This is a genomic window from Streptomyces sp. NPDC002088 (genome assembly GCF_040296605.1).
Taxonomy (GTDB): Bacteria; Actinomycetota; Actinomycetes; order Streptomycetales; family Streptomycetaceae; genus Streptomyces.
Genome location: NZ_JBEOXO010000003.1, coordinates 412912 through 433901 on the forward strand (window position 1 = coordinate 412912; position 20990 = coordinate 433901).

13 protein-coding genes are annotated in these 20990 nt (G+C 70.8%); 12 read left to right on the plus strand and 1 reads right to left on the minus strand.

The window, feature by feature from the left end; genetic code table 11:
- The first annotated feature begins 29 nt into the window (after positions 1-29).
- The 8 genes from ABT114_RS09160 to ABT114_RS09195 all read left to right on the plus strand — a co-directional run bounded on the left by ABT114_RS09160 (position 30) and on the right by ABT114_RS09195 (position 13044).
- The gene (locus ABT114_RS09160; RefSeq protein ID WP_351140227.1) at positions 30-806 is read left to right on the plus strand and encodes a TIGR03936 family radical SAM-associated protein; all 777 of its coding nucleotides are present in this window, start codon (positions 30-32) and stop codon (positions 804-806) included.
- 273 nt (positions 807-1079) lie between these two features.
- Entirely contained in the window at positions 1080-5243 is a 4164-nt protein-coding gene (locus ABT114_RS09165) for an Rne/Rng family ribonuclease (RefSeq protein ID WP_351140229.1), read from the plus strand.
- 386 nt (positions 5244-5629) lie between these two features.
- Complete coding sequence (locus ABT114_RS09170; RefSeq protein WP_351140231.1) at positions 5630-6745, plus strand: DegT/DnrJ/EryC1/StrS family aminotransferase; 1116 nt, start codon at positions 5630-5632, stop codon at positions 6743-6745.
- Positions 6742-7767 (plus strand): Gfo/Idh/MocA family protein, encoded by a 1026-nt coding sequence (locus tag ABT114_RS09175; RefSeq protein ID WP_351140233.1) that lies wholly within the window; start codon positions 6742-6744, stop codon positions 7765-7767. The genes ABT114_RS09170 and ABT114_RS09175 overlap by 4 nt, the downstream gene beginning before the upstream one ends.
- On the plus strand, positions 7757-9340 hold the full coding sequence (locus tag ABT114_RS09180) for a glycosyltransferase family 4 protein (protein ID WP_351140236.1): 1584 nt from the start codon (positions 7757-7759) through the stop codon (positions 9338-9340). Before ABT114_RS09175 ends, ABT114_RS09180 begins: the two co-directional genes overlap by 11 nt.
- Complete coding sequence (locus ABT114_RS09185; RefSeq protein WP_351140238.1) at positions 9337-11028, plus strand: glycosyltransferase family 2 protein; 1692 nt, start codon at positions 9337-9339, stop codon at positions 11026-11028. Before ABT114_RS09180 ends, ABT114_RS09185 begins: the two co-directional genes overlap by 4 nt.
- 9 nt (positions 11029-11037) lie before the next feature.
- Positions 11038-12321: a nucleotide sugar dehydrogenase gene (locus tag ABT114_RS09190; RefSeq protein WP_351140240.1), complete on the plus strand. Its 1284-nt coding sequence runs from the start codon at positions 11038-11040 to the stop codon at positions 12319-12321.
- A 96-nt stretch (positions 12322-12417) separates the two neighbouring features.
- A complete protein-coding gene (locus ABT114_RS09195; RefSeq protein ID WP_351140242.1) occupies positions 12418-13044 on the plus strand; it encodes a glycosyltransferase in 627 nt (208 codons plus the stop codon).
- 160 nt (positions 13045-13204) lie between these two features.
- Here the strand turns inward: ABT114_RS09195 and ABT114_RS09200 are convergent, their stop codons facing one another.
- Positions 13205-13807: an acyltransferase gene (locus tag ABT114_RS09200; protein WP_351140244.1), complete on the minus strand. Its 603-nt coding sequence runs from the start codon at positions 13805-13807 to the stop codon at positions 13205-13207.
- 199 nt (positions 13808-14006) lie between these two features.
- On the opposite strand from ABT114_RS09200, the gene ABT114_RS09205 reads away from it, so the two are divergent.
- The 4 genes from ABT114_RS09205 to ABT114_RS09220 all read left to right on the plus strand — a co-directional run bounded on the left by ABT114_RS09205 (position 14007) and on the right by ABT114_RS09220 (position 20849).
- On the plus strand, positions 14007-14363 hold the full coding sequence (locus ABT114_RS09205; protein ID WP_351140246.1) for a LamG-like jellyroll fold domain-containing protein: 357 nt from the start codon (positions 14007-14009) through the stop codon (positions 14361-14363).
- A gap of 660 nt (positions 14364-15023) precedes the next feature.
- Complete coding sequence (locus ABT114_RS50565) at positions 15024-15266, plus strand: hypothetical protein (protein ID WP_502988202.1); 243 nt, start codon at positions 15024-15026, stop codon at positions 15264-15266.
- 285 nt (positions 15267-15551) lie between these two features.
- A complete protein-coding gene (locus ABT114_RS09215; protein ID WP_351140248.1) occupies positions 15552-17051 on the plus strand; it encodes a VCBS repeat-containing protein in 1500 nt (499 codons plus the stop codon).
- A 153-nt stretch (positions 17052-17204) separates the two neighbouring features.
- Positions 17205-20849: a LamG domain-containing protein gene (locus tag ABT114_RS09220; RefSeq protein WP_351140249.1), complete on the plus strand. Its 3645-nt coding sequence runs from the start codon at positions 17205-17207 to the stop codon at positions 20847-20849.
- Positions 20850-20990 lie beyond the last annotated feature (141 nt).

Here is a 20990-nt window from a genome sequence, read left to right on the forward strand (position 1 = left end):
AGCCCGAAGGCCCGCCGCCCGCACCTGCGGTGCAGCGCATCCGACTGCGCTACACCAAGCGCGGCCGCCTCCGGTTCACCAGCCACCGTGACTTCCAGCGCGCCTTCGAGCGTGCGTTGCGCCGTGCCGAGGTGCCGATGGCGTACTCGGCAGGTTTCACGCCGCATCCGAAGGTGTCGTACGCCAATGCCGCACCCACCGGCACGGGCAGTGAGGCGGAGTACCTGGAGATCGCGCTCGCCGCGACCCGCGACCCGGAGACGCTGCGCGTCCTCCTCGACGAGTCGCTGCCCGACGGGCTCGACATCGTCGACGCGGTCGAGGTGCGCACGTCGGGACTTGCCGACCGGCTGACGGCTTCCGTGTGGGAGCTGCGGCTGGACGGTGTCGACCCGGCGGACGCCCGACGTGCGGTCGAGGCCTTCAACGTCGCCGGGACCGTCGAGGTCCAGCGCCTGACCAAGAACGGCATGCGCACCTTCGACGCCCGCCCGGCGGTCGCGAAACTCGAGAGTACGGAACCCCACGATGCACAGGCTGATAGGCCTATCGACCAGCCCTGTGCGATACTGCGCCTGGTTGTTCGGCACGTGACGCCTGCCGTACGACCCGACGACGTCCTGTCCGGTCTCCGCGCCGTGGCCGACCTGGCGCCGCCGGTCCCCGCAGCGGTGACCAGGCTGGCGCAGGGGCTGCTCGATGAAGAGACCGGCACGGTGACCGACCCGCTCGCGCCCGACCGCGAGGCAGCAGCGACCGAGCCCCCCACGGCCGGCGCCACTGCCGCCGCGAAGGCGCCGGCGTAGGGAAGGTCCCGCGAAGGGACGGATGTCGTAGCGCCGCCCTCGTACTCGGGAGCCACCTGGGTCGGGCAGCGCACCGACCACAAGACTTTCGCCAGGCCGTACGCATTCGGTGTACGGAACCGGCGAGACAGGACACAGAGAGCTCCCGTGCGGCGCCCGCGCCCCGGACGGCGGCCATTGCGCACTGCGCGAGCCGCGGACGTCAACGGCGATCGACATGATCGACGCCGGACCAGGCGCGGCGCCCGGGAGCCTGACGGGAGAAACGCCCGCATGCTCGAGCCGACCGAACCGACAGAGTCCGTTCAGGACTCCGCATCGAACACCCCAAGCGACACCCTGCCGCCGCGCCGTCGGCGCCGTGCCGCATCCCGCCCGGCCGGTCCGCCGGTCGCCGCCGAGACCCCGGCCGAGGTCACCGCGCCGGCCATACCGGCTGCCGAGGCCGCCGATCTCGAGGCCGAAGAGGGCGACGAGTACCAGAAGGACGAGAGCGCCGAGGTGGTCGCCGTGACGGCAGAGGCCGAGACCGACACCGAGGCGCCCGCGCCCGCCGCTGCCGAGGCCGCGCCCGCCGGTCGTCCGCGTCGTCGTGCGACGCGACGTGTGTCCGCGCCCGCCGGAGCACCGGCCGCCGCAGAGGCCGCCGAGACAGTGGTGCCCGCCGCGACCGCGGCGGAGCCGCCGGCCGAGATCGCCGCTTCCGCCGCTTCCGGTGAGTCCGGTGTGTCTGCAGAGGAGGCCGCTCCGCGTCGCACTCGCCGTCGGGCCACGCGCAGTGTGGCGGCGCCCGCCGCTTCCCCCACGACTGAAGAGACCGAAGGGGCCGCAGAGGCGCCTGTGGCTGCCGCCGCCGAGGCCGCGCCCGCCGGTCGTACGCGTCGTCGTGCGACCCGTCGGGTGTCCGCGCCCACCGAGGCGCCGGCCGCCGCTGAGGTCTCCGAGGCAGCCGAGGCTGCTGAGACCGCCCAGGTCGTCGAGGCTCAGGCGAGTGCCGAGCCGGAGGCGGCCGCCGCTGAAGCCGAGGAGGCCGCTCCGCGTCGTGGCCGTCGGCGGGTCACGCGCCGCGTGACCGCTCCGGCCGGGGCCGCCGAGGCGTCCGAGGCCGCTGTCGCCGGGGCGGAGGCGTCTGCCGCCGAGACCCCCGCCGCGCAGACTTCCGCCGAGCAGGCCCCCGCCGCGCAGGCCCCCGTCGCGCAGGCCCAGGCCGACGAGGACAGTGCCCCGCGTCGTTCGCGCCGCCGGACCGTGCGGCAGGCGGCGATCGGGTTCTCCGAGCCCGCGAAGCCGAAGGCTGACGAGGCCGGTGCCTCGCGTCGGCCCGCGCGGCCCGCGGTCGCCGTGTTCCAGGCGCCCGTCTTCACCGAGCCGAGGTTCCAGACGCCGGAGCGGGCCGCCGCCCAGGCCGCCGCCGAGGCAGCTCAGGAAGCCGCGGTGGTCGAGGAGACCGACGAGACGACGGAGGCCGCTGAGGTCGCGCAGGTTGCGGAGACCGTTGAGGCCGCCGTGTCCGCGGAGGAGCAGGCCGGGTCGCGGCGCCGTCGTCGGCGCCGGGGTGCCGGCCCCGCCGAGGAGGCCGAGGCCGTCCAGGTCACCGACACCGCTGCCCAGGACGAGACCGAAGAGACCGACGAGTCCGCCGAGGACGGTGTCGAGGGTGACGAGGCCGAGGAGACCGGCTCGCGCCGGCGCCGTCGGCGTGGTGGCCGACGCCGTCGCCGTGGCGAGTCCGGGGACGCCGACTCCGACGAGCTCGCCGCCGAGCAGGCCGAGCAGGACGCCGAGGACGCCGCCGAGCAGGCCGAGGAGGACGCCGAGGAGGCCGAGGACGCCCACGACGACGAGGCCGGCGGCTCCAGCTCCACCAGCCGTCGTCGCCGTCGTCGCCGTCGTCGCGCCGGTGACTCCGGCACCGACGCCGAGCCCGCCGAGACCGACCCCGAGCGCACCGTCGTCAAGGTCCGCGAGCCCCGCAAGCCCGCCGAGCCGTCCGACGAGGTGCAGTCCATCAAGGGCTCGACCCGCCTGGAGGCCAAGAAGCAGCGCCGCCGCGAAGGCCGGGAGCAGGGCCGTCGACGCGTTCCGATCATCACCGAGGCCGAGTTCCTGGCCCGCCGTGAGGCCGTCGAGCGCGTGATGGTCGTCCGGCAGTTCGGCGAACGTACGCAGATCGGCGTCCTGGAGGACGGCGTGCTCGTCGAGCACTACGTCAACAAGGAGCAGGCGACTTCGTACGTCGGCAACGTCTACCTGGGCAAGGTCCAGAACGTGCTGCCGTCGATGGAGGCCGCCTTCATCGACATCGGCAAGGGACGCAACGCCGTCCTGTACGCCGGTGAGGTCAACTTCGAGGCGCTGGGCATGGCCAACGGGCCGCGGCGCATCGAGAGCGCGCTCAAGTCCGGCCAGTCGGTCCTCGTCCAGGTGACGAAGGACCCGATCGGCCACAAGGGCGCCCGCCTCACCAGCCAGGTCTCCCTCCCGGGCCGCTACCTCGTGTACGTCCCCGAGGGCTCGATGACCGGCATCAGCCGCAAGCTGCCCGACACCGAGCGGGCCCGGCTGAAGACCATCCTCAAGAAGATCGTCCCCGAGGACGCGGGCGTCATCGTGCGCACCGCCGCCGAGGGCGCGAGCGAGGACGAGCTGCGCCGGGACGTCGAGCGGCTGCAGGGGCAGTGGGAGGACATCCAGAAGAAGGCGAAGAACGGCGGCAACGCCCCGACGCTGCTGTACGGCGAGCCGGACATGACCGTCCGCGTCGTGCGCGACATCTTCAACGAGGACTTCTCCAAGGTCGTCGTCAGCGGCGAGGACGCCTGGGAGACCATCCACGGCTACGTCGCGAACGTCGCGCCCGACCTGGCCGAGCGCCTGTCGAAGTGGACCTCCGAGGTCGACGTCTTCGCCACGTACCGGATCGACGAGCAGCTCGCCAAGGCGCTCGACCGCAAGGTCTGGCTGCCCAGCGGCGGTTCGCTGGTGATCGACCGGACCGAGGCGATGGTCGTCGTCGACGTCAACACCGGCAAGTTCACCGGTCAGGGCGGCAACCTCGAGGAGACCGTCACCAGGAACAACCTGGAGGCGGCCGAGGAGATCGTGCGCCAGCTGCGGCTGCGCGACCTCGGCGGCATCATCGTGATCGACTTCATCGACATGGTCCTGGAGTCCAACCGCGATCTGGTGCTGCGCCGGCTGCTGGAGTGCCTGGGCCGGGACCGTACGAAGCACCAGGTGGCCGAGGTGACCTCGCTGGGGCTCGTGCAGATGACCCGTAAGCGGGTCGGCCAGGGCCTGCTGGAGTCGTTCTCCGAGACCTGCGTCCACTGCAACGGGCGCGGTGTCATCGTCCACATGGAACAGCCGACGGCCGTCGGTGGTGGCGGCAAGCGCAAGAAGCGCGGGCGCGGCGGTGACGGACAGGTGCCCGAGCACGAGGCGGCGGTCGCCGTCGAGACTGCCGAGCAGGAGGCGGAGATCGAGGCCGAGACCGAGGCGTTCGCCGAGGTCGTCGAGCCGATCGCGCTGCCCGCGGCGGAGCCGCTCATGGACGCTTTCGCGCCGGACGAGGAGCTGTACAGCAGCGTCGCCGAGGCGGAGGCAGCGGCCACGCGTGGGCGTTCCCGGCGTCGGACGAGCCGGCGGGCTTCGTCCCCGGCCGGCGCGCCGCGGGGCAGGGGTGCGCAGAGCGAGGAGCCGAAGGCTGCGGAGCCGAAGGTCGAGCAGCCCGAGGTTGAGGCCGAGCTTCCGGTGGTGCCGGAGCCGGCTGCCCTCGCGCAGGCCGAGCCGGTCGCGGTCGAGGACCTGGTCGTCGAGGCTGCGGTAGTGGAGGCTCCGGTCGTCGAGGAGGCCGCGCCGAAGGGCCGTACGCGCCGTCGTGCGACCCGCAAGGTGTCCGCGCCGGCCGGTTCGCCCGCCGGGGCGGAAGCCGCGGTGGTGACGGTCACCGAGGCCGCGCCGGTGGCCGAACCGCAGGCCGAGGCGGTTGCGGCGGAGCCCGAGGCTCCGGTCGAGGCGCCCGCCGAGAGCGCCGCTCCGGTCCGCCCGCGGCGCCGGGCGGTGCGCAAGGCCACTGCTCCGACGGCGTCCGAGGAGGCGGCCGTGACGGTCGTCCCGTCCGGCCCGGCGGAGAGCCCGGCGGAGGAGGCACCCGCCGCCGAAGCCCCGGCTGCCACCGAGGCCGAGTCCGAGGTCGAGGCCGAGGTCGAGGAAGCGGCTCCGGCCAAGAAGGCGGCCGCCCGCAAGACCGCCAAGAAGGCGACGGCGAAGAAGGCCGCCACCAAGAAGACCGCGGCCAAGAAGACGGTCGCCAAGAAGGCGACGGCGAAGAAGGCCACGGCCGCAAAGGCGACGGCGAAGAAGACCGCCGCCAAGAAGACCGCGGCGGCTGCCCAGCAGACGTCGCCGTCCGTCTCGGCGACGACGGAGGACTGACCTCCGAATCGCATCCAGAAGCGCGGGACACCGGTTCGCCGGTGTCCCGCGCTTCTGTCGTCTGTCGCAGCTCGTTGCCGGTGCGGTCACTGGCTGTGAAGCTTGTGACGTACAGCACCCGAACCCGCGGTTTCACTGTCGTAACGCTGAGGAAAAGCTTTGCATCTCTGCTGGTAACGTGACCGTGGACTCGGCAGCCGGTGACATACGCGGGCCGTAGACCACGCGGGGGAACCCCAGGGGGAGGACCTCGCGGGAACCGTTCGCCGTTGCAAGGTACTGGCGGGCTTCCAGGGATGCGGACGTGCCACGCTCGACACCGTCCCTTCCTGACCCGTGCACAACGTGGTGCGCCCTAGAGGTCGCTGATGAGGAGGGGGATGTCGATGACCGACACCCATGAGTTGATACCGGCCGCCAGACCTGTGATCGGCGACGAGGAGATCGAGGCCGCGGTGCGCGTGCTGCGCAGTGGCCGGGTCGTACAGGGCCCCGAAGTGGCCGCCTTCGAGGCGGAGTTCTCGGAAGTGGTGAGCCGCCGGCACTGCGTCGCGGTCAACTCCGGTACCTCCGCGCTGCATCTGACGCTCCTCGCGCTCGGCATCGGTCCGGGCGACGAGGTCATCGTGCCGTCGTTCTCCTTCGCCGCCTCCGCCAACGCGGTGCGGCTCGTCGGTGCCGACGTGATCTTCGCCGACATCGAGCCCGACAGCTTCTGTCTGGACCCGGCGGCGGTCGAGGCGGCCATCACGCCGCGCACCGCCGCGATCATGCCGGTCCACCTCTACGGCCACCCCGCCGCCATGGACAAGATCATGGCGATCGCCGGGCGGCACGGACTGGCCGTCGTCGAGGACGCCTGCCAGGCGCACGCGGCCGCGCTACACGGAACGCCGGTCGGTGCCTTCGGCAGCGCCGGAACGTTCAGCTTCTACCCGACCAAGAACATGCACAGCCTCGAAGGCGGCATGGTCACCACCGCCGACGCGGAGATCGCCCGCACCCTGCGCCTGCTGCGCAACCAGGGCATGGAGCAGCGGTACGCCAACGAGATCGTCGGTGCCAACGTCCGTATGACGGACGTCTCCGCGGCCATCGGCCGGGTGCAGCTCGCCAAGCTCGACGGCTGGACCGAGCAGCGCATCGCCAACGCCGCGTACCTGACGGAGCACATCAGCACGCCGGGCGTGGTCACGCCGTCCGTCGCCGAGGGTGCCCGCCACGTCTTCCACCAGTACACCGTGCGCGTCCAGGGCGACCGTGACGCCGCCATGGCGAGCCTGACCGAGGCCGGCATCGGCAACGCCGTGTACTACCCGACCCCGATCCACCATCTGAAGCCGTACTGGGAGCCGGACCAGAAGGCCGGCCGCACCTGGGACCTGCCCGAGACGGAGCGGGCGGCCGCCGAGGTCGTGTCGCTGCCCGTCCACCCCGGCCTGTCCGCGGGAGACCTGGAGCGCATCGTGTCCGCCGTGAACGCGCTGGGGGACCAGCTGTGAGCACCGGCAGAGCGCTGCGGGCCGGACTCGTCGGCCTCGGTTCCATGGGGCGTCACCACGCCCGCGTCCTGTCCGGCCTGGAAGGTGTCGACTTCGTCGGCGTCGTCGACCCGATGGGCGACAAGTTCGGCGCCGCCCAGGGCGCGCCGGTCCTCGACACCGTCGACGAACTCATCGGCCTGGGCGTCGACTACGCCGTCGTGGCCTGCCCCACGGGCCTGCACGAGCAGGTCGGCATGCAGCTCGCCGAGGCCGGTGTCTGCGCGCTGGTCGAGAAGCCGGTCGCCGACACCGTCGAGGGTGCGCGCCGTCTCGTCGACGCGTTCGAGTCGCGCGGCCTGGTGGCCGGCGTCGGCCACATCGAGCGGTGCAACCCGGCGCTGCGCTCGCTGCGCGCCCGGCTGGAGGCCGGCGAACTCGGCGACGTCTACCAGGTCGTGACCCGCCGCCAGGGCCCCTTCCCGCACCGAATAGCCGACGTCGGTGTCGTCAAGGACCTCGCCACCCACGACATCGACCTCACCGGCTGGGTGACCGGGCGCGAGTACGTCTCCATTGCCGCGCACACCGTCTCCAAGAGCGGCCGCGAGCACGAGGACATGGTCTCCGCGGTCGGCCGCCTCGACGACGGCACGATGGTCAACCACCTGGTCAACTGGCTGAGCCCGCTGAAGGAGCGCTTCACCTCGGTCACCGGCGAGCGCGGCTGTTTCATCGCCGACACCCTCACCGCCGACCTGACGTTCCACTCCAACTCCGCGGTGGCGACGGAGTGGGAGGCCCTCCAGGCCTTCCGGGGTGTCTCCGAAGGTGACATGATCCGTTACGCCATCCAGAAGCGCGAACCGCTCCTCGTCGAGCACGAGTTGTTCCGCGACGCCGTCCTTGGCAAGCCCGCCGACATCTGCACCCTGCGGCAGGGCATGCGGACGGTGGAGGTGGCGGCGGCGGTGCTCGAGTCGGCGTTGGACAACCGCAGCATTTCGCTTCTTTCGGAGGATCTGGCCATCCATGGCGGCTGAGGACTACATGTCGACGGACCGGCCCGTGCGCGGCCGGATCGTGATGCTCGTCGACAACGCGGTCAACGGCGACTCGCGTGTGCAGAAGGAGGCCCGCTCGGCCGCCGAGGCCGGCTGGGACGTCGTCCTGCTCGGCAAGGCCAAGGGAAAGAAGGAGCAGACCTGGGAAATCGGTGACGCCCAGGTCCGTCTCCTCTCGGTGCCCGGCCCGATGGCCCGCCGACGCCACGAGTACCGGCGTGCCGTGCTGCGTTCCCCGCTGGCGTACCGGCCCGGCCCGCTGGCCGCGTACCGGCGTCAGAAGATCAAGGCCTGGCGCGCCGACCTGAACATCCGGCAGATCCTCGCCAAGCAGGAGGGTTCGGCCCTCGGCCGGCTGAGGCTGCTGGCGCCCCGGTTCCTGGCTCGCTTCATGTACTCCTGGGTGAAGCTGCGGCACCGCAGCACCTTGGCGCTGGAGAAGCGGCGCAAGGACATGGACTCCGCGCTGGACAGGTTCACCACCGCCTTCTGGCGGAAGACCATGGGGAAGCGCGCGTGGCGCAAGCTCGATCCCCACCTCTGGGACTACGAGCTGGCGTACGGCAAGGTCATCGACGAACTCAAGCCCGACCTCATCCACGCCAACGACTTCCGCATGCTGGGCGTCGGAGCCCGCGCCACGCTGCGCGCCCGCGCCAAGGGCCGGAAGGTCAAACTGGTCTGGGACGCCCACGAGTTCCTGCCGGGCATCAAGCCGTGGAGCCCGCATCCGCGCTGGCACGTCGCCCAGTGCGCCCACGAGCTGGAGTACTCGCGGCACGCCGACGCCGTGACGACGGTCTCGGACACCCTCGCCGGGATGCTTCAGGAGCGGCACGGGCTCAAGACCCGTCCCACCGTCGTCCTCAACGCCCCCGACGCCGAGGTCTCGCCGGAACAGGCCGCCGAGCCCGTCCCGGACCTGCGGGAGCTGTGCGGCATCGGACACGACGTGCCGCTCACCGTCTACAGCGGTGCCGCCGCTCCGCAGCGCGGCCTCGACATCATGGTCGAGTCGCTGCCGCAGCTGCCGGACGTGCACACCGCGTTCGTCGTGCTCAACACCGAGTCCGAGTACATGCGGACCCTGCGGGCGCGCGCGGAGGAGCTGGGGGTGGGCGACCGGCTGCACATCCTGCCGTACGTGCCGCACTACCAGGTGGTGCGTTTTCTGTCGGCGGCGGACCTCGGGGTCATCCCCATCCACCACTGGCCGAACCACGAGATCGCGCTCATCACCAAGTTCTTCGAGTACTCCCACGCCCGGCTGCCGCTGGTGGTCAGTGACGTGAAGACGATGGGCGCGATGGTCGAGCAGACCGGCCAGGGCGAGGTGTTCCGGGCCGAGGACGTGGCGGACTACGTGCGTGCGGTGAAGTCCGTTCTGGGCGACGCCGAGCGCTACCGGAGCGTCTACGACAAGCCCGGGCTCCTCGACCAGTGGACCTGGGAAGCGCAGGCCGACGTACTGGACGAGGTCTACAGCGGACTGCTGCCCGGCAGCGGGGCCCGGCCGACGGCCGAGCGCAGACCGGTGGAGGCGCGGATATGACCGGCACACCCGACGTCAGCGTCGTCGTCGCGGTATACAACACCATGCCCTACCTGACGGAGTGTCTGAACTCCCTGATCGGGCAGAGCATCGGCCGCGACAAGCTGGAGATCGTCGCGGTCGACGACGGCTCCACCGACGACAGCGGCGCCGAACTCGACCGCTTCGCGGAGCGGTACCCGGACACCGTCAAGGTGCTGCACCAGGCGAACTCCGGCGGCCCGGCCGCGCCCAGCAACCGGGCGCTGGACATCGCCACGGGCCGCTACGTCTACTTCATCGGCTCCGACGACTACCTCGGCGAGGAAGCGCTGGAGCGGATGGTGGCCTGCGCCGACGAGCACGGCTCGGACGTCGTCGTCGGCAAGATGGTCGGCACGAACGGCCGGTACGTCCACCAGGCTCTCTACAAGGAGAGCAACCCGGACATCAGCCTCACCGACTCCGCCCTGCCGTGGACCCTCGCCAACACCAAGCTGTTCCGGCGGGAACTGGTCGAGGCGCACAAGCTGCGCTTCCCCGAGCACCTGCCCGTGGGCAGCGACCAGCCGTTCACCATCGAGGCGTGCGTGCGCGCCAAGAAGATCTCGGTGGTCGCCGACTACACCTGCTACTACGCGGTGAAGCGGGGCGACGCCAGCAATATCACCTACCGCGCCGACCACCTGGCGCGGCTGCGGTGCACGGCGGAGATCATGGACTTCACGGCCGGTCTCGTCGAGGCGGGCCCGGAGCGCGACGCCCTACTGCGCCGGCACTTCACCTGGGAACTGGCCAAGCTCGTCCAGGACGACTTCCCCGCCCTGGACAGCGAACGCCGGAGTGAGATCTGCGCGGGCATCGCGCGGCTCGCCGACGCCTACTTCACCGACGGCATCCGCGACGCCATGGACGTCAAGCGCCGGGTGCGCATCTGCCTGGCCCAGGTTGGCGCGGTCGACGAGCTGTGCGAGGCGATCACCTCGGAGAAGGAGCACGGGGCGCCGCCGTTCGTCGTCGAGGGCGAGCGCGCGTACGCCCGCTACCCGGGCTTCCGCGACCCCCGCATCGGCCTGTCCGACCGCTGCTTCGAACTCGTCGGGGAGGCGGTTCCCGGCCGGCTCGCCAAGGGCACCGAACTGCTCGCCTCCGACTGGGAGCAGGACGGCGACCGGATCACCTACACGGCCTCCCTCCGGCTGCCGGTCCTCGGCGACGTCGACGGAGCCGTCCTGCGGCTCGCCCAGGGCGCCATGCCCAAATCGGCGGACAAGCCCGGAGCCAGGAAGCTGCCGGCCGGTCACGAACTCCCGCAGCCGGTGGGCGAGTTCACCACGGAGCCCGCCGAGGACGGTGCCGCCACCGTGCTGCACGCCCGCGTCCCCCTGGAGCGCCGCACGGTCAAGCTGGGCGCCCGGGTGTACCTGGACGTCGCCGGTTCGACGTACGAGATCCCCGTGCGCGGCAAGGGCAAGCCCATGCCGCTGGCGCGCCGCTGGGGCGCCTACGAGGACCCGTACCGCGCGTCGGCCACGGTGAACCCCAAGGGCCGCGTGGTGATCGCCACGGCTCCCCTGTACCCGCCGAAGCAGTCCTTGCCCTCCCGGGTGAAGTCGGCCCTCGCCCGGCGGCTGAAACTGCGATCGAAGTCCGGATCCGCCAGCTCGAAGCCGAGCGGTGCCCCCACGAGCGGTTCGAAAAGGAAGTAGCGACCGTCCATGAACATCTGTGTAGTAGCGCTCGGCAAGATCGGGCTTCCGCTGGCCGTGCAGTTCGCGTCCAAGGGCCACCGGGTCATCGGCGCGGACGTCAACGAGAAGGTCGTCGAGCTGGTCAACGCCGGGACCGAGCCGTTCCCCGGTGAGTACGACCTGGACGTCAAGCTCAAGCAGGCCGTCGACGCCGGGCTGCTGAGCGCGACGACGGACACCGCGGACGCGGTCGCGCAGTCCGAGGCCGTCGTCGTGGTCGTCCCGCTGTTCGTCGACGCGGAGGGCACCCCGGACTTCGGCTGGATGGACTCCGCGACGAAGGCGATCGCCCAGGGCCTCAAGCCCGGCACGCTCGTCTCCTACGAGACCACCCTGCCGGTCGGCACCACCCGTACCCGCTGGGCGCCGATGCTGGCCGAGGGCTCGGGCCTGACCCCGGGCGAGGACTTCCACCTGGTCTTCTCGCCTGAGCGGGTCCTCACCGGCCGCGTCTTCGCCGACCTGCGCCGCTACCCGAAGCTGGTCGGCGGCATCGACGAGGCGTCGACGGCCCGTGGCGTGGAGTTCTACGAGCAGGTCCTCGACTTCGACGAGCGCACCGACCTGCCGCAGCCGAACGGCGTCTGGGACCTGGGCACTGCCGAGGCCTCCGAGCTCGCCAAGCTCGCCGAGACCACCTACCGCGACGTCAACATCGGCCTGGCCAACCAGTTCGCGCGCTTCGCCGACAGTAACGGCATCGACGTCAAGAAGGTCATCGAGGCCTGCAACTCCCAGCCGTACAGCCACATCCACCAGCCGGGCATCGCCGTCGGCGGCCACTGCATCCCGATCTACCCGCGGATGTACCTGTGGAACGACCCGTCCGCGACCGTCGTCCGCTCCGCCCGCGAGGCGAACGCCGCGATGCCGGAGTACGCCGTCGACCTGCTGGCGGCCGCGTACGGCGACCTGACCGGGGCGAACGTGCTCGTGCTGGGCGCGGCCTACCGAGGTGGCGTCAAGGAGACGGCGTTCTCGGGCGTCTTCCCGACCGTCGAGGCGCTGAAGACGCGCGGGGCCGTCCCGTTCGTCTCGGACCCGATGTACACGGACGAGGAGCTCGCGGCGCACGGTCTGACCCCGCACGCCGGTGAGAAGGTCACCGCGGCGATCCTCCAGGCCGACCACGCCGAGTACCGGACGCTGACCCCGGCGGACCTGCCGGACGTCACGGTGCTGGTCGACGGACGCCGTACGACGGACCCGGAGGCCTGGAAGGGCGTTCGGCGGGTGGTCATCGGCGGCTGACACAGCTTGCCGTCGTAACATGCGGCCCCGGCCGACCGGCCGGGGCCGTCCTCTCTCACCGCCCAGGAACCCGCCGAGGGAGCTCCACGTCTGCACGTGATCCACAACGCGATGGATCTGGCCACGTTGCAGCGCCCCAAGCGCCCCGACGCACGGTTCACCCTCGGTCTGGTCGGAGTCGGCCAGGTCGCCAAGGATCCCCGCTGGGCGGTCGAAGTCCTGCGGCTGCTGCGCAAGCACGACGACCGCTACAGGCTGCTTCTCGTCGGTGGCGGCCTCAATGCCGATGCTGGTCCTGCCGCACGGGCCTATCACGACCGCCTCGAGCGGGATCTTGCGAGGCTGGAGCCGTCGGGTGCGGTTCGCCGCTTCGGACAGACCGACGACATCCCTGCCGTACTGGAGGAGGTCGGGGTGATCCTCAGCGCCTCGGTGCGGGAGAGTTTCCACTGCGGGTTCGTCGAGGGTGCCAGCGGTGCCGTACCCGTCGCCCGCGACTGGCCGTTCTTCGCGGACGGGGACAACGGCGCCCGCACCCTCTTCCCACAGGAGTGGGTGGTCGCTACGCCCGAGGAGGCGGCACGCCGGATCCTCGCCTGCACCGCCAACGAGGAGACCTGGCTGAAGGGGGGCCAGGCGGCCGCCGAACACGCACTGTCCGCCTGGGACTGGACCGTCGTACGCGACGATTTCGACCGGCTGCTGCTTCGCGACGAGGCGTAGCCCGCACGCATCGCCGAACAGGGGGTCGCCGGCCTGCGCGGCGACTACAACGACGGAGACCGTCGTGCCGACGGTCTCCGTGCGGTGCGTGAATTCGTCCCGTGCGACCATGCGCGGGTGTCGGCCGACGGGGCAGCGAAGAGCCTGCCGCCTTTGCGGGTCAGACGTCGCGCTCCGTCAGCGTGCCGTCCTTCTCGTCGTACAGTTCGCCGGTCTGCGGGCACTCCCACACGCCCGGCTCGCCCGCGTGCTCGGTGAGGCGCACCCCGGCCCTGCCGACCCAGCCGACCTGGCGGGCGGGGACGCCGACGACGAGAGCGAAGTCGGGGACGTCCTTGGTGACGACGGCGCCCGCGGCGACCATCGCCCAGCGACCGATGCTGAGGGGCGCCACGCACACCGAGCGCGCCCCGATCGACGCCCCGTCGGCGATCTTCACGCCGACGGCCTCCCAGTCGCCGCCGCGCTTCTGCTTGCCCTCGGGGTCGACGGAGCGGGGGTTGTGGTCGTTGGTGAGGACCACGGCCGGGCCGATGAAGACACCGTCGCCGAGCTCGGCGGGCTCGTAGACGAGCGCGTAGTTCTGCAGCTTGCAGTTGTCACCCATGCGTACACCGGTGCCGACGTACGCGCCACGCCCGACCACGCATCCCTCGCCGAGGCGGGCACCCTCACGGATCTGAGCGAGGTCCCAGACGCTGCTCCCGGCGCCGATCTCGGCGCTCTCGTCGACCTGGGCGCTGGGCTGGACCCTGTAGTTCACTTCTTCGCCTTCCGGTGTCTGGCTTCGCTTGGCGAGCATACGGGCCCTGGCGCGGCTGACTGCCGGGGGTGGTGGCGGGGCGGTACGCAGCGAGGCACTTAGGGGAAATTGTGTGGTGCTTGTGATTTGTGCCACTGCGTGAAGAGATGATCACCAGACGGTGCTCTCCCTGGCCGGGGTGAACGGCCAAGCGGCTGCGATGCGTTACTCGCAAGCCACGAAGCGCTATCAGCTGGCCGTGACGGACCGGGACTCCGCCGACGCGACGGCGGTGACCCCGGCCGGCCCGCCGTCGATGCCGTCGCCGAACACGGAGAACTCGGGTGACCACCTGACGACGTTGGCCTACGACGCCGTCTTCGGCGAGGTGAAGCTGTACGTCAACGGCCAGCTGAGCGGCATCGGGACCCTGTGGCCGAACGCCTGGGATCTCTCCAGCGTCAGCATCCAGGTGGGCCGGTCGCTGACCGGTACCACGGGCAGTGAGTACTTCTCCGGCGCACTTGACGAGGTCAGTGCCTGCTCCGAACTAAATGGGGGACCAACCTGCGCCTGAAGTCCTGACGGCCCATGGGTCCGCATCGTGGGTATGGCATCATCCGAGTCTGGGGTTCACGGGATGTTCGGGAGCCCGCCTGAAGGGACTGCTGGGGAAACGTGATCTGTGACGCCTCGGCCGGGGTCGGCATCAGCGCTTGTCTCGCGGTGGGGACCTGACCACGATGTTGGTCGGCTTCGGACGGGTCGCCGCCTGCGTGGGGCTCGTGCTTGCACTGCTGCTCGCCGGATGCGGCTCCGAGCGTGGCGCGCCGGTCCGTCTCGTAATCGCGGCACTGTTCCTTTTCGCCTTTCCGCGGTCCGGGCGGGGACATCGGCGGCGGCGACCAGCGCCCGGTGTCCCAGATGATCACTCGGCTTCGCGTCCCATCTTTTCGGGCGCGGCGTGGCCGTGTGCGGTTGCCGTCCGGTGGTCCGATCCTCGGGGTGAGGGGGTGGGCCGGGGTGGCGTGCAGGTGGTGGAAGCCGGTCCGCTCGGCGGCGCGGGTGCGTCGTCGACAGGTTCTGCGTGAGAGCCGCCTGCGTCCGGCCGGTCTCCGTATCCCCGTCGGAGTGCGAAGCGGTCCCAACTTGGGTGTACGCACCTCAACTGCCTCATGACTCACGGGCAGCCCGAATCGCCCGCGTCACGCTCAGAGCCGTTCTCGTCGGACACGGCATGCGCCAACTCCAGGACTCCGCCGAACTGTTGGCCACCGAGCTCGTCACCAACGCCTACCGGCACCCCGCCGGCCCGGCCACCCTCCGTCTCCGTGGCGTCGGGCTCAGTCGGTTGCGGGTGAACATGAGGGTCGGTGAGATCAACGTCTTCTGCCCCCAAGGGCTACCGGTCCCGGACCAACTTCCGTTCGGGTGGCCTGTGCACACCCCCGCCCCCTTCGACTTCGAGCTGGACGCCTAGGGGTTCCTGCTGCCCGAGGTCGAGGTCGAGACCGACGCTCGCTAGCCCCAACCAACTGCCAGGGCCCGCCGGTTCACCGTCGGGCCCTTTGTCTGGCATGCGCCAGTACCTATGGAGTTGATGTGTGCTTCCTGTGATTCATGTCATGTTCTGAGGGTCGAGGTGAGTGTTGCATGTGCACATCACGTAAAGAGATGATCCCTTGACCTTTTTTGTTCCCTCTTTATCTACGGGGCGTCTGTGTCAAGGGTGGGGAAAGTGTGGCGGCCTGGCGCCGTCACCGTTGTGGCAGGGGCACTGCTGACCTGGGGGCTCGCAATCGGCGGTACACCCGCCGCGGCCGCCGTCGCCTGTCCCTCGGGTGTCGAGTCGGACTTCAACGGGGACGGGATCAGGGACACGGCCGTCGCCGACCCGGAAGCCACCGTCGACGGGGTGGCCAAGGCCGGCGAGGTGCACGTCGTCTATGGCGGCGGCAAGGGTGTTCTCACCGTCTCGCAGGCCCCCGAGAACATTCCGGGAGCGCCCGAGACCGGTGACCGGTACGGAGACGCGCTGGCCGTCTACGACGCCGACCTCGACGGTTGCAGCGACCTGGTGGTCGGCGCGCCCTACGAGGACCTCGGCACGGTGCCCGACTCCGGGCTCGTGCAGGTCATCTACGGCTCCACAAGCGGGCTCAACGCTGGCACCAAGGCCGTCAAGGAGTTCCTCCAGGGCAGCGACAAGCCGCTGGGCGGTGGCACGGAGACCGACGACTGGGTCGGCTACTCGTTGGCCGCGGGCAAGACCTCGGCCGGCACGCCCTACCTGCTGATCGGCAGCCCCGGCGAGTCGATCGGCACCGTCGAGGACGCGGGCGGCTTCTACTACATCAGCGGCACCGCGCAGACCGTCGTCTTCGTTCACCAGGACACCGAGACCGGCGGCGCCGTGGCCGGCGTCGCGGAGCAGGACGACCGCTTCGGCTCCACGCTCGCTGCGACCCCGACCCACTTCGCCGTCGGCACACCCGGCGAGGCGCTCGGCACCACGACCTTCGCGGGCGGCGTGGCCTACTTCAGTCACACGCTGACCTCCGGCTACCCGAAGCCGCTCGGCGGACTCGGCCAGGACCAGGACGTGATCTCCGGGGCCGAGGAGGTCGGCGACCAGTTCGGCGCCGCGCTCGCCATGGTTCCGTACCGGGCCTCCGGCGCCACCTCCACCACCGAGTCGCTGCTCGCGGTCGGTGTCCCCGGCGAGGACCTGTCGACCACCGTCGACGCGGGCGCCGTCCAGGTCTTCAAGCTCGCGGCCAACGGCACCTTCACCGAGACCGCCTGGATCGACCAGAACACGGCCGACGTGGACCAGGAGGCCGAGGCCGGCGACTTCTTCGGCAAGCGGCTCGCCGCCGTCAACTCCTCCCCGAACGCCACCTCGACCGCCACCACCACCCGGCTCGCGATCGGCGTGCCCGGCGAGGAGTCGGCCGAGGAGCACGCGGAGAAGGGCGGCGTCCAGATCGTCCCGCTGGTCGGCGCGCCCGGCGCCTCCGACCAGTGGATCGACCCCGGCTACGGCATCGGGCCCACCCCCGCGCCCCGCATGCTCACCGGCATCTCCCTGGCCGCCACCCCCTCGCTGCTGTACGTCGGTGTGCCCTACGGCCCGGCGGACACCCGCGCGGTCTACGGCTTCCCGTGGAACGTGGCGTCCGGTGGCGCCGCGACCCAGACGATCAAGCCCGGCGAGGGCGGGGTGCCGGCGACCGGCGTCGCCTTCGGCTCCGTCATCAGCTGATCATTCCCGTTCCGCACGCATGGCCGTGGGCGGCGCCCCCAAGCAGACCTGGAAGCCCGGTGAGGGCGGCATTCCTGCGGGTGGCGCCGCCTTCGGCGCGACCATCCGATGACCGGACCTGAGACAGATATGAAACAACGGGAGAGTGGACGCGTGTCCGCAGACAGACAGAGACCGATACGGCGTGGCGCGCTGGTGCGCGCCGCCGTCGCGGCCGCCGTCGCCGGCGCGGTGACGGCCGGGACGCTGGCGGTCCTGCCGGGCGGTGCCCCGGCGGGCCCGGTCCCGGTCGCCGCCGATCAGCCGATGGTGACCGAGCAGCAGGCGATGGCCGCGGCGAAGGACAGTGGAAAGAAGACCGAGGTCGTGGGTCTGCGTACGGAGCGCCGGGAGATCTTCGCCGAGCCGGACGGCACGTTCACGGCCCGCGAGTACACCGAGCCGGTGCGTACGGTGCAGGGCGGCAAGTGGGTCAAGGTCGACGCCACACTGGTGAAGCGGACGGACGGGAGTTGGGGCCCGAAGGCAGCCACCGTCGACCTCAGCTTCTCCGCCGGTCAGGCCGGCAAACCGTTCGTGACGATGCAGCGGGCGGGCCGTCAGTTCGCCCTGACCTGGCCGTACGGCAAGCTGCCTGCGCCGAAGGTCGAAGGGGACACGGCCACTTACGTGGACGCGCTGCCCGGCGTCGACCTGACGGTGCGCGCCGAGGCCGACGGCTTCGGCCATCTCGTGGTCGTCAAGACGCCCGAGGCGGCGGCCGATCCGAAGCTCGCCCAGCTCGACCTCGGTATGACCACCGACGGTCTGAAGGTGGCGGAGGACGCGTCCGGGGCGATCGTCGCGGAGGACGCCGTCGTCGGCGGCACCGTCTTTGAGGCGGGCAAGCCCTCGATGTGGGACTCGGCCGCCGTGGCGGAGGCCGCGACGAAGAAGCAGGGCCCCAAGGCTGTCGCGAAGGCGCTGAAGGCCGCGTCGGCCGGCGCGGGCGAGCCCGCGGCCACCACTGCTACGGCCACCGCCGGTCCGCAGGCGGCGCCTGAGCCCGCCCTCGAGGGCCCGGGTGGCGGCGGACGCGTCGCCCCGCTGGGTGTCGAGGTGGGCAAGGGCAAGCTGCGCCTGCTCCCCGACCAGAAGCTTCTCAAGGGCGCGGACACCGTCTTCCCGGTGGTCATCGACCCGATCCAGCGCACCACCTCGCGGACCTCCTGGACCGGCGTGATGTCGGGGATGCCGAGTGAGCAGGACTGGAAGTACTCGGGCAGCGCGGGCGTCGGCAAGTGCCCCACCGACTACAACCCGGTTTCCTGCAACGGGGTCGGCACCCGTCGGGTGATGTTCACGATGCCGCTCTCCTTCTACAAGGGGAAGCAGATCCTGGGTGCGACGTTCTCCGCCCGGGTGGAGCACATCTACAGCGCGTCCCCGACCGCGGAGCCCATTCAGCTGTACCGGATCGGCGGCCAGAACTACTCGCTGACGTCGTCCAGCAGCTGGTCCAACACCTCGGACGACTGGGACGACTATCTTCAGACCGTCGACAAGGCGATCTCCCCGACGTCCTGCTCCAGCCAGGCCAACCTGCACTTCGAGAGCGGGGAGACCGGCGAGCTGACCAGCGAGATCAAGACGGCCGCCGCGGGCGGCTGGAACTCGATGACGCTGGGTCTGCGGGCGGCCGACGAGTCCCGCTTCGCCGAATGGAAGCGGATCTGCGGCAACGCGTACCTGTCGGTCTCGTACAACAACCTGCCGCGGCAGATCAAGACGTCCGACATGTCCACGGACCCCGGTGGCGTGTGCAAGTGGGGCACGAGCCGTCCCTACGTCGACACTCCGCCGAAGCTGCGGGCCATCGCCAGCGACCCCGACCACGGCAACGGCCAGACCGACAAGGTGAAGGTCGAGTTCAAGATCGAGTGGGGCGGGACCACCCCGGGCTCGTACACCTACATCACGAAGGACGCGCTCTCCCCGACCGCCAACACCAAGTTCGAGCACACCGTCAAGTCGTCCATTCCGCAGAACACCGTCATCTACTGGAGCGCACGCGCCAACGACGGTGACGGCAACGGCCCGTGGAGCTCGGACGGAGACCCCGCCCAGCGCTGCGAGTTCATCTACGACAAGACGTGGCCGGGCAAGCCGAACGTGCTGTCCAAGCAGTACCCGTCCGACACCGTCTACCACGACGGCGTGGGCACGTACGGCACCTTCACCTTCTCGCCCAACCCGAACGACTCCATCCCGGACACCGACGTCGTCAAGTACCAGTACTCCTTCGACGGCGCCGCGCTGACCACCCTCACCCCGACCACCGGGGGCGGCTCCGTCTCCGCGCAGTGGGTGCCGACCCGGGCCGGACGGCACGTGCTCGAGGTGATCGCCATCGACAAGGCGACGCACGCCGCCAGCAACTCGTACGACTTCCTGGTGGCCGAGGGCCGGCCGGTCGTCGGCCAGTGGAACCTCGCCGACGAGGCCGGCGGCGAAGCCCACGACGAGAGCGGCGAGTACTCGGCGACCGCCGGTAGCGCCGTCGCGTTCGGCGTGGACGGCCCCGGCGGGAAGGCCGACAAGGCCGCCCACTTCGACGGCACCGCCGAGTCCTACCTCGACGCCAACGAGACCGTGCTCGACTCCGCCAAGAGCTTCAGCGTCAGCGCCTGGGTCCGGCCCACCGCGCTCGACAAGAACATGACGGTGATCAGCCAGGATGGCACCGGCGAGCCCGGCTTCACCCTCGGCTACGACGCGTCCGCGCAGACCTGGAAGTTCTCCGTCCCGGTCAACGACGTGGACTCGCTCGGCGAGTGGAAGGCCGTTTCCACCGGAATCTCCGTGGTCACGGACCAGTGGGTGCTGCTGACCGGCGTGTACGACGCGCAGAGGACCGGCGGCCCGCAGCTCCAGCTCTACATCAACAAGGACCTGAAGGCGTCCGCCATCCGTCGCTCCACCTGGAAGTCGTACGGTCCGCTGCAGATCGGCCGGGCCACGGCCAAGAGCGGCTACCGCGACAATTTCACGGGTGACCTCGCCGAGGTCCGCGTCTTCGACCGCGTCGTCTCGGCGACCGAGGTCTCCGAGCTGATGACGGTCAAGCCGGCGCGCAAGGGCTACTGGCAGCTCGACGACGCCAGCAGCGGTGCCTCCGTCGAGACCGGCGGCGGCCAGGCGCTGACCCTGGCGGGCAACGCCTCCATCTACCGCCCGGCCGACCCGCTGTTCGACACCGCCGCGCTGGTCGGCGACGGCAACCTGGTCCTGGACGGCGACGGGGACTACGCGTCCACCGCCACCGCCCCGGTCACCGGCAACACCAGCTTCACCGTGACCGCCCGCGCCCAGCTCACCTCGCTGGACCCGGAGAAGTCGCAGACGGTGCTGTCGCTTCCGGGTACGAACGCCAACCGCCTCCAGGTCCGTTACCAGGCGACCACCGGGCAGTGGGAGCTGGCCGTGGCCAAGACGGACGTGGCCGCGCCGGCGGTCGTCACCTTCACCGACGACCAGGAACTCCCCGACACCGGCGGCTCCGGCCAGCACCTGGCGGTCGTCTACGACGCCTTCGCCAACTCGGTCCGGCTGTACGTCGAGGGCCAGCTCGTCGCCGGCGCATACGGCACGGACGACACCCTGTGGTCCGCCACCGGCGGTCTGCAGGTGGGCCGATCGCTGCGCGGGGCGAGCGAGTACTTCGCCGGCGCGATCGACGAGGTCCGTGTCTACAGCGGCGCCGCCGACCAGATCGCGGTGCAGCAGATGGCCGCGCTGACGGCGCTGCCGGATATGTGACGAGACGTCACTTCTGTGTGTGCCGGGTCCATTGAGGGCCCGGCACACCTGTCCTCCCCCTCTTCCTTCCTCTTCCGATTCATGACGTTCTCCTACGATCAGGAAGTTGCCGAATGTTTTTCCGTGGCCGCTCACTGAGCC

Excerpts from the sequence above, each read along its gene's own strand:
- ABT114_RS09165 (WP_351140229.1), top strand. The coding sequence starts at position 1,080 with ATGCTCGAGCCGACCGAACCGACAGAGTCCGTTCAGGACTCCGCATCG.
- ABT114_RS09170 (WP_351140231.1), top strand. The coding sequence starts at position 5,630 with ATGACCGACACCCATGAGTTGATACCGGCCGCCAGACCTGTGATCGGC.
- ABT114_RS09180 (WP_351140236.1), top strand. The coding sequence starts at position 7,757 with ATGGCGGCTGAGGACTACATGTCGACGGACCGGCCCGTGCGCGGCCGG.
- ABT114_RS09185 (WP_351140238.1), top strand. The coding sequence starts at position 9,337 with ATGACCGGCACACCCGACGTCAGCGTCGTCGTCGCGGTATACAACACC.
- ABT114_RS09190 (WP_351140240.1), top strand. The coding sequence starts at position 11,038 with ATGAACATCTGTGTAGTAGCGCTCGGCAAGATCGGGCTTCCGCTGGCC.
- ABT114_RS09205 (WP_351140246.1), top strand. The coding sequence starts at position 14,007 with ATGCGTTACTCGCAAGCCACGAAGCGCTATCAGCTGGCCGTGACGGAC.
- ABT114_RS50565 (WP_502988202.1), top strand. The coding sequence starts at position 15,024 with ATGCGCCAACTCCAGGACTCCGCCGAACTGTTGGCCACCGAGCTCGTC.